Origin of the sequence: Saccharibacillus sacchari (genome assembly GCF_037722395.1) — a bacterium.
Lineage (GTDB): Bacteria > Bacillota > Bacilli > Paenibacillales > Paenibacillaceae > Saccharibacillus > Saccharibacillus sacchari_A.
This window is the reverse complement of record NZ_JBBKAR010000053.1, coordinates 116626-130880: the sequence shown is the minus strand read 5'-3', so window position 1 is coordinate 130880 and position 14255 is coordinate 116626. Positions and strand designations below refer to the sequence as shown.

Here is a 14255-nt window from a genome sequence, read left to right as displayed (position 1 = left end):
GAGCCCCTTTCCCTTTTTAAACTTCGATTTTTAAACTGCTCTTTCTATTATTCCTGTTCGGTGCGATTTTTCAATAGGAAAATCTCTACGCCGTAAGGCTCCAGTTCGATCTCCGCGCCGTGGTGGCGTTTGCCGCTCAGCAGTCCTTCGCCGCGCGCGGCTTCGGCGTATTCGCCCGTCAGCTTGACGCGGCGCGGTTCGCGGCCCAGGTTCAGCACGAACAGATACGCGCCGCTATCGCCGCCGCGCACGGATACCTGCACGCCGGCCGGCAATCCTTCCGTATGCGCCACGCCGCGATCCTGCGCGATGCGCAGCAACAGGCTGCGCAAATAAGCTTCTTCCGGGTGCGTGCCGAGGTAATACGTTTCGCCGCGTCCGAATGGATGCCGCGTGACCGCCGCTTCGCCCGCGAAAAAGACGGAGCCGCCGTAACGGGCCAGCACTTCGGTGCGTCCGTCTTCGGCCGGGTCCAAAATATCCGCCCATTGGCTGCACGCGAATTGTTCGCCCTCCGCGTCGTCGAGTCGCACGACGTCGCTGCCGAGCGGATCGTATTCGCTCACGGTCACGCCCGCGCAATCGGCCAGCAATCCCGGAAGCGGCTGCATGACGCATACGTTGTTCATGTTTTTCACGCCCGTGCGCGCGGTCGTCACCAGCGTTCCGCCGTCGGCGGCGAAGCGCGACAGCCGCTCCGCCGCTTCGTCGTCCAGCAGGTACAGATGCGGCGCGACGACGACGCGGTAGCCTTCCAGCGGCTGGCGCCAGTCGATCACGTCGCAAGCGATGCCCAGCTTGGTCAGCGCGCGATGGTACGTTTTGAGATTTTCGTAGTAATCGAAATTGTCCGTCTGCTTTTGCACGCGCAGCGCTTCAAGCTGTTCGTGCGACATCAGGATCGCCACCTCCGCGTCCGGCGACGTGCCTTCCAGCAGCGGCGCGAGGCGCCGTACTTCTTCGCTCGTCCGCGCGAACTCCGCCAAGCGGCGGCCCGGCACGTTGCTGTGGTCGATCAGGCCGTGCCAGAACTGCTCCGCGCCGATATTGGCGCTGCGCCAGCGGAAATGCACGACCGTGTCCGCGCCGCGCGCGATCGCTTGCCAGACATAGGCGCGGATATACCCCGGCTGCGGCATGCGCCACATCGGCATCCAGGCGCCCGGCGAGCCGCTAAGCTGCTCCATGATCCAGAAGTTTTTGCGCTTGATGCCGCGCGTCACGTCCAGCGACAACGCGCCGCTGTAAGGCGAAGTCGCCGCTTTGTCCGGGGACGTGTTCGGATAATAATCGAACGACGCGAAATCCAGATCGTTGCCGACCGTATACAAATCCAGCCGCTGCGGATACGTATGGAAATTATGCGTAATAAAATGCCCCGGGCAATGCCTGCGGATCGCGGCGATCTGCCCGGCCTGGAAATCGGCGACCGTTTCCCATTGGAAACGCGCAAAGTCCAACAGGAACGACGGATTCTGAAACGGCGATCCGCCGAGCGGCGGCGTCAGCTCGCTCCAATCCGAATATTCCCCGCTCCAGACGACCGTGCCCCATTCCCGGTTCAGTTTGTCCAGCGTACCGTATTTGCGGTACGCCCAATCGCGAAAATCTTCGGCCGCTTGCGGACTTTGGCTGTCGAGCATGCCGAACTCGTTGTCCGTCTGCCAGCCGATCACGGCCGGATGCCCGGCGTAACGCTCGGCCAGCTTCTCGACGATGCGTTCGCCGAATTTGCGCAGCGAACGGCTGTTGAAGCAGCGATGTCCGCGCACGCCCGGTTGGTACACGCCGCCGCCCGGCGTGATCGGCAGCACGTCCGGGTATTTGTCGGTCAGCCATCTCGGCGGCGTATGGGTCGGCGTGCCGATCACCACGTCGATGCCGTAACGGCCGAACAGGTCGATCGCCCGATCCAGCCAACCGAGATCGAACTCCCCTTCGCGCGGCTCCATCCGGCTCCAGGCAAATTCGCCGACGCGGACCAGCGCCACGCCCGACTGTTTCATCAGCGCGGCATCTTTTTCCCACATCGACTCCTCCCAATGCTCCGGGTAATAATCGACGCCCATGCGGACGCGTTCGTAAACTTTTTGTTGCTGCGCTGCCATTGCGATAGCCCCTTTCCCTTTTCGATCTTTGCCGACGGGTCGGCATTTTCGTCTTACACACATTCGCGCTTTTCCCGCCGATCCCTGCCCTTTCGCAAACGTTTTCCGCAAACGCGCAAAAAAGCCGCGCCGAACGCAGGGTTCGACGCGGCTTGCGGATCGTTCGGCGGCTTTCACGCTCGAAGTTCATACTCAAACCAAACGCTGCGCGCCCGGTTCGACATCCGCGCAAACGCGGTTTCGCCCTTCGTCTTTGGCCCGATAGAGCGCCCGGTCGGCGGCTTCCACCAATTGCGCTTTGGTACGGTCGCCGACGCTCGTCGCGACGCCGAAGCTGGCCGTGATCCGGTATTTACGCGACAGCGATTGCGATTCCAGAGATTCGCGGAACCGTTCCGCCGCGGCCGTCGCTTCTTCGGTTGACGTGTCCGGTAGCAAGATCGCGAATTCCTCCCCGCCGAAACGGACCGGGATATCGCCACTGCGAACCTGCTGTTGCAGTAACTGCGAGACGTGCTTGAGCACCAGGTCGCCTTCGGAGTGTCCCCACGTGTCGTTGAACGTTTTGAAATGGTCGACGTCCAGCAGGATCAGACTCAGCGGGCGTTCGGCCTTGGCATTTCCCTGCCTGGACAACTGCGCGTCGAACGCCTGCTCGAAATAACGGCGATTCCACAGTCCCGTCAGCCCGTCGCGCATCGCCATATCCTGAATCCGCAGCGTTTCGCTGGCGTTTTCGAGCGCGGTCACGATCATTGGCGACAGCATCTCCAACCGGTCCCTTTTTTGCGCGGTGAAAAATCCGGCTTCGGTCGACATCAGATTCAGCAAGCCCATGACCCGGTTTTCTTTTCGCAGCAAAATGTGCATGGACGAGCGGATGCCGATCGCGTAAAGCCCGTCCGTAATCGCGCCTTTGGCCCGGTGTTTCGACCAGTCGTCGTGCGTCGCCGATACGCCGCCGCGAAGCAGCTCGTTCACGTCGTCCGCTTCGTCCGGCAACGGGCGTTCTTCCAGCGAGACGTTGCCGTCGAAACAGACCGCTTTGATCGAAAAGCCGCCGTCGGCGTTTTGCGTGATGACCGACATGCGGTCGCAAGCCATCAACGTTTCGAGCGATTTTAAAATATTGCGGTACGCTTCTTCCAGATCGCGCGATTGGTATAACGTATTGATCATGCGGTATGTGTTTTCGAGCGTTCGCTTTTCTTTTTCCATCTCGTCGTGCATCCGTCTGAAATTGTCGACCAGACGGCCGATTTCGTTGTCTTCGCGGTAATCCGGCAGCCGTTCCTGCATATTGCCGTCTTCGTACGACATCACGGCGCGATCCAACTGAATGATCGGGCGGGTGATGCGCATCAGTCCTTTTTGCAAATAATTCAGCATCAGCATCTGAACGACGACGAACAACGTGCCCATCGCGGCGAACAAAATGTACAGATGATTGAGCATCGCGTTTCGGCGTTCGGCACGCAGCACTTCCACCTGTTCCATCAACGTTTCTTTTTTGGCGCGGAACAGATCGAATTGACGCTTCGCATCCGTCAGTTCCTGCTCCGTCACCGTTCCTCCGGCCTGCGTTTTTTGAATCTGGGTATCCCCGAACTGCGATTTCCACGTTTTGCCGATCTCGGTCAGCTCCAATATCGCAGCTTCAAGCGACGCGTCGGCCTCCATCTCGCGCACCTGGTCGATCACCGCGGTCGAAATCGCCTCATAACTCGACGACCCTTGATCAAACGGTTCCAAAAACTCCGAACGCCGACTCAATAAATACCCGCGCTGTCCCGTTTCCTGATTGATCAACGAGCTTTCCAACTGCAACAGTTGCGTTCTCAGATCGGCCGTTTGCCGCACGCCTTCGTAATTCGCGAACAGCGACTTCACGATATAGCCGAAGCCGAGTCCGACAATCAGCACGAACACGATCATAAAACCGAGACTGGCCTTAACCAGACCGGACCCGACAAACTTTTTTCCCCGAAAAAGATCTTTAAGCATCTTATTCATGTTCGAATCTCCTTCAGCCTTCCCGGATCGGCGGATACGCGGCGGCCCGATCGGGCCGCGGCGTCTTCTCCGGAGGCGATTCCTGTTTGCATTCCTCCTTATTATTATCTGTTTTTCGGGACTTTTTTGTTAGGCGTAAAACGAGATCGCGAGCATTTAAAAAGTGTACGCGCCGTGCGGACAGCAAAAAGCCGCCGGAACAGGGGTTCCGACGGCTGATATCCGGCCAACTTTTAATCAGAGGATTACGATTTTCCGAAAAGTGCGTGCTTTACATGCGTTTCAGACGAAGACTTCGTATGCGGTTTAAATACGAAATCTGAGACGGTCTTCCCCTTACTCTTAGCGTTCGACAGACCTGTGCGTTGAACGTCAGGCTGTGGAGAAAATCATATAGGTGCAGGTACGAGAGGACTGCGAGAAAAGTTGGCTGGCGCAAGCTGCTGAAATCCCATTCTTCCGAAATGCAGGAAAAGCGCGTTTTTCGATTTGAACTTTTTTGGAGCAAGATTCAAGGAAGACGCGAGCTAAATTGGTCGAAATAAATGCTCAAATGCACTTATTTCGATCGATTTGTTCCCGAATTTTCAAATAAGCGCGTATATGCACTTATTTGAAGATAATACGCGTAAAAGAGCAAAATGCAGAGTAATTAAGTGCACATACGCAACTATTTTTCCAAAATAGAAGAATTCGAAGAAATTAAGTGCATATACGCACTTATTCTCAACAATTTGATCGCAGAGTGTCCCGATTCCAGATTTTGAGCCGGTTTTCTTTGCATGTCCCCGATCCTTGTAAGGCGTTTGCTTATCGGCGCACCGGAGGGTCACATCTCTACTCGGGCGGACATAAGGTAAAGCTCAGCGTTAACCGAAGAAGAGACAAAGAAAATCTGCCGAGAAAATCTAAAGTACGTGTAAGTTGAACGTATTCACTCGCCGAGTCGGCCCAGCGAACCATTCTTAAAACGTAAACGGTTCGAATCGAACGTAAATTTCATATCGAGCGCGTTCAACGTACCAGATTCCAGAACATGACCGTGTTGGCGGCGGTCACCATCGTGAACAGGATCGTGTTCACGAAAGCCGGAAGCCAGACGTTGTTCGTTTTTTCGAACAGCTTGCGCGCGTAGACGGCGGCGATGACCAGCACCGGAACGAGCGCGAACAGCAAGATGCCATTCAGTGCCTGAGCCGGGTACAGCGCGACTCCTCGGGCGAAATCGAAACCGTATTGGACGATAAGCCAGAGGATCAGGCCGCCCACGTTCAGGAAGATCGCGAGCAGATAGCCGCCTTTGCGCGAGCGGGTATCGGCGTTCAGCGCAATCGCGCTGACGAAGTAATAGATCAGGAACAGCGGCATGTAGCGCAGCGCCGTCACGAAATGCTCAAACGTGAACGTGCGTACCGCGAACGTCCACAGACGGAAATCGGTGCCGAAGACCGCCTGCACGGCGAACAGCAGCAGATACCCGATCGCGACCGAAGCGACGGCGGTGCACAGACTGGCGATGATCGCGACAGGCTTCAGGCTGATGCCGTAATCCGCGAAGCTCGCGCCGGAACGCTTTTTGTTGAAATAGTAAAAGCCGAACGTGATAAACGCCGTGATGCAAGCGGACACGAGCGCCCAGTATACGATCTGGTTGGTCGTCGGCTCGTTGAAAAACGGACTGAGCGGCACAATGCCGTCCGCTTGGGCGAACAGGACCCACAAGATCGCGGACACGGCCGCCAAGACCGAGCCGCCGATTCCGATATGGCGTATGGCCGGCGAGCCGCCCGAACGGGCGAAGCCGATCACGGCCGCGACGACCGACAGCGCCAGCAGCACGATCGCGGCGACGGTCAGCGCGTGCAGACCGCCCGGCTGCTTGTCCATCAGCGTCGGGAACAGGATCGCCGGGATCAACGCGCTGAACGCGACGGCGATCCAGTAAGCCGCTTTTTGCCCGCGGCCGAGCGGCTTGGCGAGCGGCGCGGTCGCGCCGGTGATCGCCCGTTTGAAGAAAGGCAAACGGAGCAGCAGCGTGGCGAGCGGCACGATCAACAGGAAAAAGCCGATCATCGCCACGAAGTTGAACGCTTCTTTCAGCCACCAGATCTGATTGCCGGACGGCAGGCCGGCATCGACCTGGCTGGCCGCCGTCACGCCCTGAAACGCATGCGCGTAAAAGTCGATCAGATCCCCGGTCGTTTCCCTCGAAAAATGGTTCCACGGATGCGTCTGGTTCGGCGTGTACAGGATACGTTCGCCCGTCTGCGACGGACGCACCGTTTGACCGTCGACTTTCACTTCGCCCGAATCCGCCTCGTAAAACTGTCCGGGCTGCGCCGCTTCCGCGCTGTCCGCGCCGAGACCGAGGAACGTGCGTCCCGACAGCGTTTTGGCGAAGTCTTTGCGCATGACGGTGCCGACGACCGCTTTTTCTTCGGCCGTTTTTTCTTCATCCGATTTGTTGAAAAAGAATTCGTCGTAACGGCCCGCGATCATGCCGACCGTACGGCTGCCGTAAGCGGCCGTCAACTGATCCTGCGGCGCGACGGCGGCGGCGTACGAATAATCGGCGCCGACCGAGATGCCCGCGTAGATCATCCGGTGTCCGGCTTGCAGCGCGTTCATCTCATCCATGTACATGGCGAGCAGCGTGGAGAAGCCGCCCATCGAGTGTCCGCTGACCGCAAGATACGCGTTGCCGTCGGCGTCTTTTTTCGTATACGGCTGGTCGTACATGTATTTGGCGGCATCGAATTGGGAGTAGATCCAGAACGTCGAGAACTGCTCGCCGACCTTGATATCGCCCGCCCAGCGGGAATCGCCGTGATCGTACATATCCAGCGCCAGCACGATATAGCCGCGCCGGGACATTTCGATCGCCGGAGCGTCCTGCATTTCTTTGGTGTTCAGATAGCCGTGGGTGGTCACGATGACCGGACGGGGATCGTCGGCTCCGGCGCCTTTGGGCATGTACAGCAAGCCGTGCAGCGTGCCGTGGTCGGCTTTGAACGAGATTTCTTTGACGTCGACTTTGTAAAAAGACGTATTGAACAGTCCCGCCAGCCAGCTTCCGGCCAAGATCAGAACCAAAGACAAAGCCAACAGTCCCGTCGGTTTTTTGAATACGGTTAATAACGTTTTCACGTTTGCGTCTCCCCGCGGCGATGCCGCATCAGAATAGAATCCGTTTAACACGGCAAAACGTTCTCTACGCGCCCGTTGCCCGCGTATTCGCGCAGGGCAAAGAAGCGGCGAGCCGGACAAGCCGTCTGCCGTTTCTTCGAACCTTTGCTTGTTCGTTCCGCGCTTACTTCAGACTGTCCGACAGCGCCGTGAAGATCACGCCGAGCGCGTGCGCGCCCGCATCCGGGTACCCGATGCTGCGTTCGCCGACCGTGCCCGCGCGACCCATCCGCGCCACGATCTCCTCCGTTTTTTTCGCGCCCGCCACGGCCGCTTCCGCGCCTTTGGCGAACGCCGTTTTCACGTCGTCCCCGGCGGCCGCGCTCGCCGTCCAGGCATCGGCGCACGGTACCAGCGCGTCGATCAGCGTCTTGTCGCCGACGACCGCCCCGCGCCCGAAAGAGCGCTCGCCGGTCGCTTGAATGCCCGCTGCGGCCGCTTGCAGCAGCTCCGCGAACCCCGCCACGTCCAGTTCCGTCCGCTCGCCGGCCGAACGTCCGGCCGCGCGGAACGCGGAACCCCAGATCGGCCCCGACGCGCCGCCGCAGTATTCCATGATGACGAGCGAGCACTCGTTCAGGAAACCGCCGATCGACTTGTCGTCATGCGAGAGGATTTCGCTCCATTCGCGTTTGAGCTGCTTGAAGCCTTTGGCGACGCTCATGCCGAAATCGCCGTCGCCCGCTTGCGAATCCAACTCGCAAAACGGCACTTCGTTGTCGATGATGACTTCGCTCATCTTGTCGATCAAGTACAGAAGATTGTCGCGCGTGATCACGTCCGCGCCGACGATCGCGTACGAATCCGGCGTCTCGACTTTGAACGAAGCCGGAACTTCTTCGGGATCGGAGACGCGCAGCTCTTCGTAAGCCGGCTGCGTGACCGGGCCGGATACTTTGAATGCGGGCGTGTCGCTTTCGCGAGACAGCAGCTCGCGCAGTTCGTCGTCCAGTTTCATGAACGTGACCGAGATGCCCGCCATGTCGATGCTCGTCATGTAATTGCCGACGAATGTACGGTTGATCTGGACGTTCTTCTCCGTCAGTTCGCGCGTGACCGCGCGGTTGAACAGATACAGCTCCTGAAGCGGCGTCGCGCCGAAGCCGTTGATGAGCAGCGCGATCTCTTCGCCGCCTTGCAGCTTCATGTCGCGGATCAGGTCGGAAACGGTATGCGCCGCCAGCTCGTCGGCGGTCACCATCCGTTCCCGGCGGATGCCCGGCTCGCCGTGGATGCCGACGCCGTATTCGATCTCGTCTTCGCCGAGCTTGAAAGTCGGCGTGCCTTTGGCGGGAACGGTGCAGGACGTCAGCGCGAAGCCGATGCTGCGCACGTTCGCCGCGGCTTTCTCGGCGGCCGCTTTCACTTCCGCCAGGCTGCGGCCTTCTTCGGCCGCCGCGCCCGCGATCTTGTGCACCAGCACCGTACCCGCCACGCCGCGGCGCCCGACGGTGTACAGGCTGTCTTCGACCGCGATGTCGTCGTCGACGCGGACGTAATCGACTTCGATGCCGTCTTCGCTCGCCAGATGCGCGGCGTTTTTGAAGTTCATCATGTCGCCGCTGTAGTTTTTGATAATCAGCAGCGTGCCTTTTTCCCCGGCGGTCGACTTGATCGCCTGGTACACCTGAATCTGCGACGGCGAAGCGAATACGTCGCCGCAAACGGCGGCGTCCAGCATCCCTTTGCCGATAAAGCCCGCGTGCGCCGGTTCGTGGCCGCTGCCTCCGCCGCTGACCAGCGTGACTTTGTTTGCATTCAGTTGTTTCTTTTTGACGACTTTATACTTCTGTACGAATTCCAGCTCGGGATGCGCAAGCACGAGACCGCTGCACATTTCCATGACCAGATCTTCCGGTTTGTTGATGATTTTTTTCAAAACATATTCCCTCCCTGTCGGTTTTCGGGCCTACGGTCTTTTGGACGCTTTGTACGCGCTGCCGATACGGTCGGCCGCCTGAACGGCTGCCGCCACCTCTTCTACCGTAACCGGGAAAGGCATGGCGTGAATCGACTCTTCCGGGATGCAGGCTTTTTCCGCCACCTGAAGCAGTTCTTCGCGGGTAATCGACTCTACGCCGATATCGGCCAGGCAGACCGGAAGCCCGACGGCCAAGCAGAAATCCATCACCGTGTTCAATTCTTCGGTCGGCGCGTTTTCGAGCACCAACTGCGCGATCGTGCCGAACGCCACTTTTTCGCCGTGGAAATAATGATGCGCGCCTTCGAGAATCGTCAGTCCGTCATGGATCGCGTGCGCTCCGGCCAGACCGCCGCTTTCGAAGCCCAGCCCGGACAGCAGGATATTCGTTTCCACGATATTTTCCAGCGCCTGGGTCACGACGTTGGCGTCGCAAGCGGCTTTGGCATTAACCCCGTCGCGCAGCAGCATCTCGTAGCACAGCGTCGCCAGCGCCAGCGCCGCGTTTGTGCCGAACGCCGGAGCCGTCAGCCCTTCGCGCACGCCGCTCGGCAGTCCCGCGTTGACCCGGGAGTAAGAACGCGACGTCGCGCGAGCTTCGAAATACGTCGACAGCGCATCGCCCATGCCGGACACGAGAAAGCGCGTCGGCGCGTTGGCGATCACGGTCGTGTCGACCAGCACCACGCTCGGGCTTTGCTTGAAGTAAGCGTAATCGTCAAAAGCCCCTTCCGGCGTGTACAACACGGCCGAATGGCTGGTCGGCGCGTCGGTGGCGGCGATCGTCGGGCAGATAATCAACTTTTCGCCTTTTGCCACGCATTTGGCCGCGTCGATCGCTTTGCCTCCGCCCAGCCCCACGATACAGTCGCAGCCGTGATCCGCCGCGATCTGTTCGAGCCGCGCCACTTCCTGCCGGGAACATTCGCCCATAAAACCGCTTTCAACGAACTTGACCCCGAATTTTTCCGAAGTGGCATCCAGTTTGTCTTTGACGCGGGCGGCATCGTCGGGATGCGCGATCAGCAAAGCCGACTTGCCGAAAGAGCCGACGAAATAACCGAGGTTTAGCAGTTCGTTTTCGCCTTGCACATACTTGGAAGGGCTGATAAAAGCTTTTCTCATAATAAAAACCTCCATTTTGGAATATAAGATATCGGTTGATAAATAGACTTGTTAACGCTTTCTTCTATCATAAACTACAAATTTTAAGTTTACATTGGACTTTTTAAGCAATATATTATAATTTGCAATCGGAATTTGATGTCCTCGCAAGGCTGAATAGTATCTTTTTGTCATCGTTTACCTTATACCGAAAGAAGGAATGCTCGTGATCGGCGAACATCTCGGCATCCAGAAGATTTTCGATCTGCAAAAATGGGAGCGCCTTCAAGACTCTCTGGCGTCCGTGACCAAGCTGGCGATCCTGACCGTCGATTACAAAGGCAACGCGGTTACGGATCATAGCGGCTGCCAATCGTTTTGCAAAGCGGTGCGCCAAGATCAAGATTTGCTGCCGTACTGTCAAAAATGCGATTCGCGCGGCGGGCTGGAAGCGGTCCGTTCGAACAAACCCTACATCTATCTGTGCCATTACAACATTATCGATATCGCGGTTCCCGTTATCATCGACGACAAATATATCGGGGCCGTCATGGCGGGTCAGGTGCGTTTGTCCGATCCTTCCGGTTCGGCGGAGCTGGAGCAGATCCTGACTTCGAAAAACAAAAAGCTATACGACGAAAAATGGGAAAAGCTCAAAGACCACTACGCGGATCTTCCGGTCATGTCGTATGAGGAAATTCTCAAAATCTCCGAGATGCTGTCGCTGCTGTGCAGCTATATCGTGGAAGAAGCGCTTAACAAAAACCTGCTGGCCGATCTGTTCGAACAAGCGTCCGCTTCGGGAACGTCGCCGCGCCTGTCCGATATTTTGCCCGGGTACGCCATGCAGAATCTCGAAAGCGCCCGCAAAGAAATGACGCATATTCTCGCCGCTTTGCCGACCGGAAGCGATAGCCGCGAACGTTGCGCCAATGCTGTTTTGCAACCGGCTTTCGACTATCTGTACACGCACAAAAGCGAATCGGTGCCTTTGAAAAAAATGGCCGACCTTTGTCATCTCAGTCCCAGCTATTTCAGCCGCCTGTTCGCCAAAGAAACCGGGGAAAGCTACTCGGGCTACACCGCGCGCCTGAAGATCGAATGGGCCAAAACCCTGCTCGAAAACACGGATCTGCCGATTGCCCGGATCAGCGGCGAACTGGGCTTCAACGAACCGGGTTACTTTATCAAAACGTTCAAAAAGTACGAAAACATCACGCCCGCCGTGTACCGAAAATACTATAAATCGTAGTTTTTTGCAGCATGAAAATCCTTGTTTACCACTCTTTACCTCTCTAAAGCGATTTCGCAAAAAAGAATTTGAAACGCTTACAACATTGTGTTAGACTACGACTGCGAACAGGAACGTGACCTTTTTTCGGGCGTAACCTAAGCTGATGCCTTGTGCATCGGTTTGGGTTTTTTTTATGCCCTGCGGGCTGTTTCCGTACGCTATCCTGCGATTGCATCTCAAGGAGGGGTTCTTGATGAACATGAAAAAATGGGGTTCGTTGCTGCTGGCGTCCACGCTCGCGGCGGGAGTATTGGGCGTATACAACGTGCCGCAAACGGCGTTCGCGGCGGCGGCTTCGACGAAAGCTGCGCAAACAACCGCGACGTCCGGCGCGTTCGCGCCGTCGACGCTGCAAAATACGCAGTTCGGCCAGGTACAAGGCGTTCGCGACGAAGCCAACCGCGCGCTGGTCTGGCAAGGCATCCCGTACGCCGCGCCGACGTCGGGCGCCCAGCGCTGGAAAGCGCCGTCCGATCCGCAGCCGTGGAGCGGCGTGCTGGACGCGACCAAGCCGGGCAGCGTCGCGATCCAGGCTTCGGGCAAAACGACCGTCGGCACGGAAGACGCGCTGAATCTCGATATTTACCGTCCGGACAATACGAAATCCGAACTCCCGGTCATCGTTTACATACACGGCGGCAATAACCAGACCGGCAAATCGACCGAAATCACGGGCAGTTCGATGGTTAACGATACGAACGCGATCTTCGTTTCCGTCAATTACCGTCTCGGACCGCTCGGCTTCAACCCGCTTCCGGCGCTGAAAACCGGCACGGACGAAGAAAATTCCGGCAACTACGCCCTGCTCGATATCGCCAAATCGCTCGACTGGGTCAAAGCCAATATCGAACAGTTCGGCGGCGATGCGGACAACGTGACCGTGGCGGGATTCTCGGCGGGCGGACGCGACGTGATGGCGATGCTGATCTCCCCGATCTTCGAAGGCAAATTCGATAAAGCGATCTCGCTTAGCGGCGGCATGACCGTGGCGGACGAAGACGCAAGCGCCGCGACGTTCGCCAAAGCGATCGCTCCGCTCGCCGTCGCCGACGGCAAAAAAGCGACGGAACAAGAAGCGTACGATTGGCTGCTCACCCCAAGCTCCGACGTCCGCGATTACCTGTACTCGATCCCGGCCGAAAAGCTGTCGATGCTGATGGGCAACGCCGGTATCCGCATGAGCGTGTTCCCGCATCTGTACACGGACGGAACCGTTTTGCCGAAAGAAGGTTTCGACACGAAAACGTATAACGACGTGCCGTTGCTGATGCTGACGGGCGCCAACGAATTTTCGCTGTTCGGCCGCTTCGATACGTATTTCGCGAAAAATATCGCGGACGGCTCGATCAATACGGACGCGAACGTGATCGCCAAATACGACTTTATCAATAAATACGGCGGCGAACTGTACAGCCTGTTCAACGTGCAGGATTCGGCGCAAAAAATGTTCGGCAGCTACGGCGCGGACATCTACGGCATGCAGATCGACTTCGGCAGCGACGCGTACGTGGCCGGAAGCGCGATGAGTCCGCTGGGCGCGTTCCACGGCGTGTTCGTGCCGCTGCTCTCGCCCGACAATGCCAACTACGATTCGGTGATCGGCAGCGCGTACGATCTGCCGGGCGCGGTGGATCTGGGCAAAGTATTCCGCAAATACATCTCGAACTTCGTGCATAACGGCGATCCGAACGGCGCCGGACTGACGGAATGGAACACCTGGACGCCGCAATCTTCGCTGAACGGCGAATCCATGCTGATCTTGGACGCCAACCGCCGCAAAGCGATCGCGTACGCGTCTTCGCCGGACTTCAGCTACGACCAGGTGCTGGCCGCCATGCGCGCCGACCGCACGGTCTCCGAAGCCGACAAAGCCGAGCTGATCGCCAAAGTGCTGAACGGCCGCTGGTTCAGCGGCAAGCTCGACCAAAGCTTCGGCAACAAGTCGATGTGGGTGCAGCAGTAAAAAGCGGTGCCTCGGCGCAAGCGTGAACAGCGAAACGCAAAAAAGCAACCGGAAAAGCCTCGCGGTCGCGGGAACCCGAAAGGTTTCGGCCGCGTCAAGCTTTCCCGCTAAGTCAAGACTGCCGGCAAGCTATCGGCAGTCTTTTTGCTGTTCGCGAAAAAGGTTGTATCCGTTAGGGTTCCCGGCTTATTTACGGCTTCCTTCCGCACGAAACTTGCACTTACTCCTCGCTTCGCGCAGCGTGCCATTCTTCGTTCCGGCGGCGCGCGTGATGCTTGCCCGCCCAGTCGCCGAGCGCTGTCAGCGGTTCGATCAGCGTTTTTCCGTATTCCGTCAGCTCGTAATCGACGCCCGGCGGAACGGTCGGCAACACGGTTCTGGAAACCAGTCCTTCCTGCTCCAAACGTCGTAAAGCCAATGTCAGCATCCGCTGCGTAATCCCTCCGATCCGTCGTTTCAATTCGTTGAAACGCACAGGGCCGTCCGACAACTCCCCTACGATCATGATCGTCCATTTGTCCCCGATTAGCGCCAACACGCCGCCCAATGCCTGGCAGTTGACGCGCTCGTCGGGATCAAGAATGTGCTCTGGTGTCAAAAATGTGCCTCCTTGTCAGCTTCCCAAGCGGTATTTAGAATAAACCAAGTATACAACGTATACCATTA

The 14255-nt window shown here is 57.8% G+C and carries 8 protein-coding genes; 2 read left to right on the top strand and 6 right to left on the bottom strand.

Annotation, left to right across the window (positions count from 1 at the left end; translation table 11 throughout):
* Positions 1-47: 47 nt before the first annotated feature.
* The 5 genes from WKI47_RS20965 to WKI47_RS20945 form a co-directional block, all read right to left on the bottom strand.
* The gene (locus tag WKI47_RS20965; RefSeq protein ID WP_340229138.1) at positions 48-2108 is read right to left on the bottom strand and encodes a beta-galactosidase; all 2061 of its coding nucleotides are present in this window, start codon (positions 2106-2108) and stop codon (positions 48-50) included.
* Between the two features lie 192 nt (positions 2109-2300).
* Positions 2301-4121 (bottom strand): diguanylate cyclase, encoded by a 1821-nt coding sequence (locus tag WKI47_RS20960; protein WP_340229137.1) that lies wholly within the window; start codon positions 4119-4121, stop codon positions 2301-2303.
* Between the two features lie 1014 nt (positions 4122-5135).
* Complete coding sequence (locus WKI47_RS20955) at positions 5136-7268, bottom strand: hypothetical protein (RefSeq protein ID WP_340229136.1); 2133 nt, start codon at positions 7266-7268, stop codon at positions 5136-5138.
* A gap of 163 nt (positions 7269-7431) precedes the next feature.
* Positions 7432-9186: a dihydroxyacetone kinase subunit DhaK gene (gene dhaK, locus WKI47_RS20950; RefSeq protein WP_340229135.1), complete on the bottom strand. Its 1755-nt coding sequence runs from the start codon at positions 9184-9186 to the stop codon at positions 7432-7434.
* 30 nt (positions 9187-9216) lie between these two features.
* Positions 9217-10353 (bottom strand): glycerol dehydrogenase, encoded by a 1137-nt coding sequence (locus tag WKI47_RS20945; RefSeq protein ID WP_340229134.1) that lies wholly within the window; start codon positions 10351-10353, stop codon positions 9217-9219.
* 205 nt (positions 10354-10558) lie between these two features.
* Here WKI47_RS20945 and WKI47_RS20940 point away from each other — a divergent pair, with 205 nt between their 5' ends.
* Positions 10559-11584 (top strand): PocR ligand-binding domain-containing protein, encoded by a 1026-nt coding sequence (locus WKI47_RS20940; protein WP_340229133.1) that lies wholly within the window; start codon positions 10559-10561, stop codon positions 11582-11584.
* A 235-nt stretch (positions 11585-11819) separates the two neighbouring features.
* Positions 11820-13589 carry a carboxylesterase family protein gene (locus WKI47_RS20935; RefSeq protein WP_340229132.1) on the top strand — a complete coding sequence of 590 codons (1770 nt, stop codon included), beginning with the start codon at positions 11820-11822 and terminating at the stop codon, positions 13587-13589.
* 220 nt (positions 13590-13809) lie between these two features.
* Here WKI47_RS20935 and WKI47_RS20930 read toward each other — a convergent pair whose 3' ends face one another.
* Positions 13810-14187 carry a helix-turn-helix domain-containing protein gene (locus tag WKI47_RS20930; protein WP_340229131.1) on the bottom strand — a complete coding sequence of 126 codons (378 nt, stop codon included), beginning with the start codon at positions 14185-14187 and terminating at the stop codon, positions 13810-13812.
* Positions 14188-14255 lie beyond the last annotated feature (68 nt).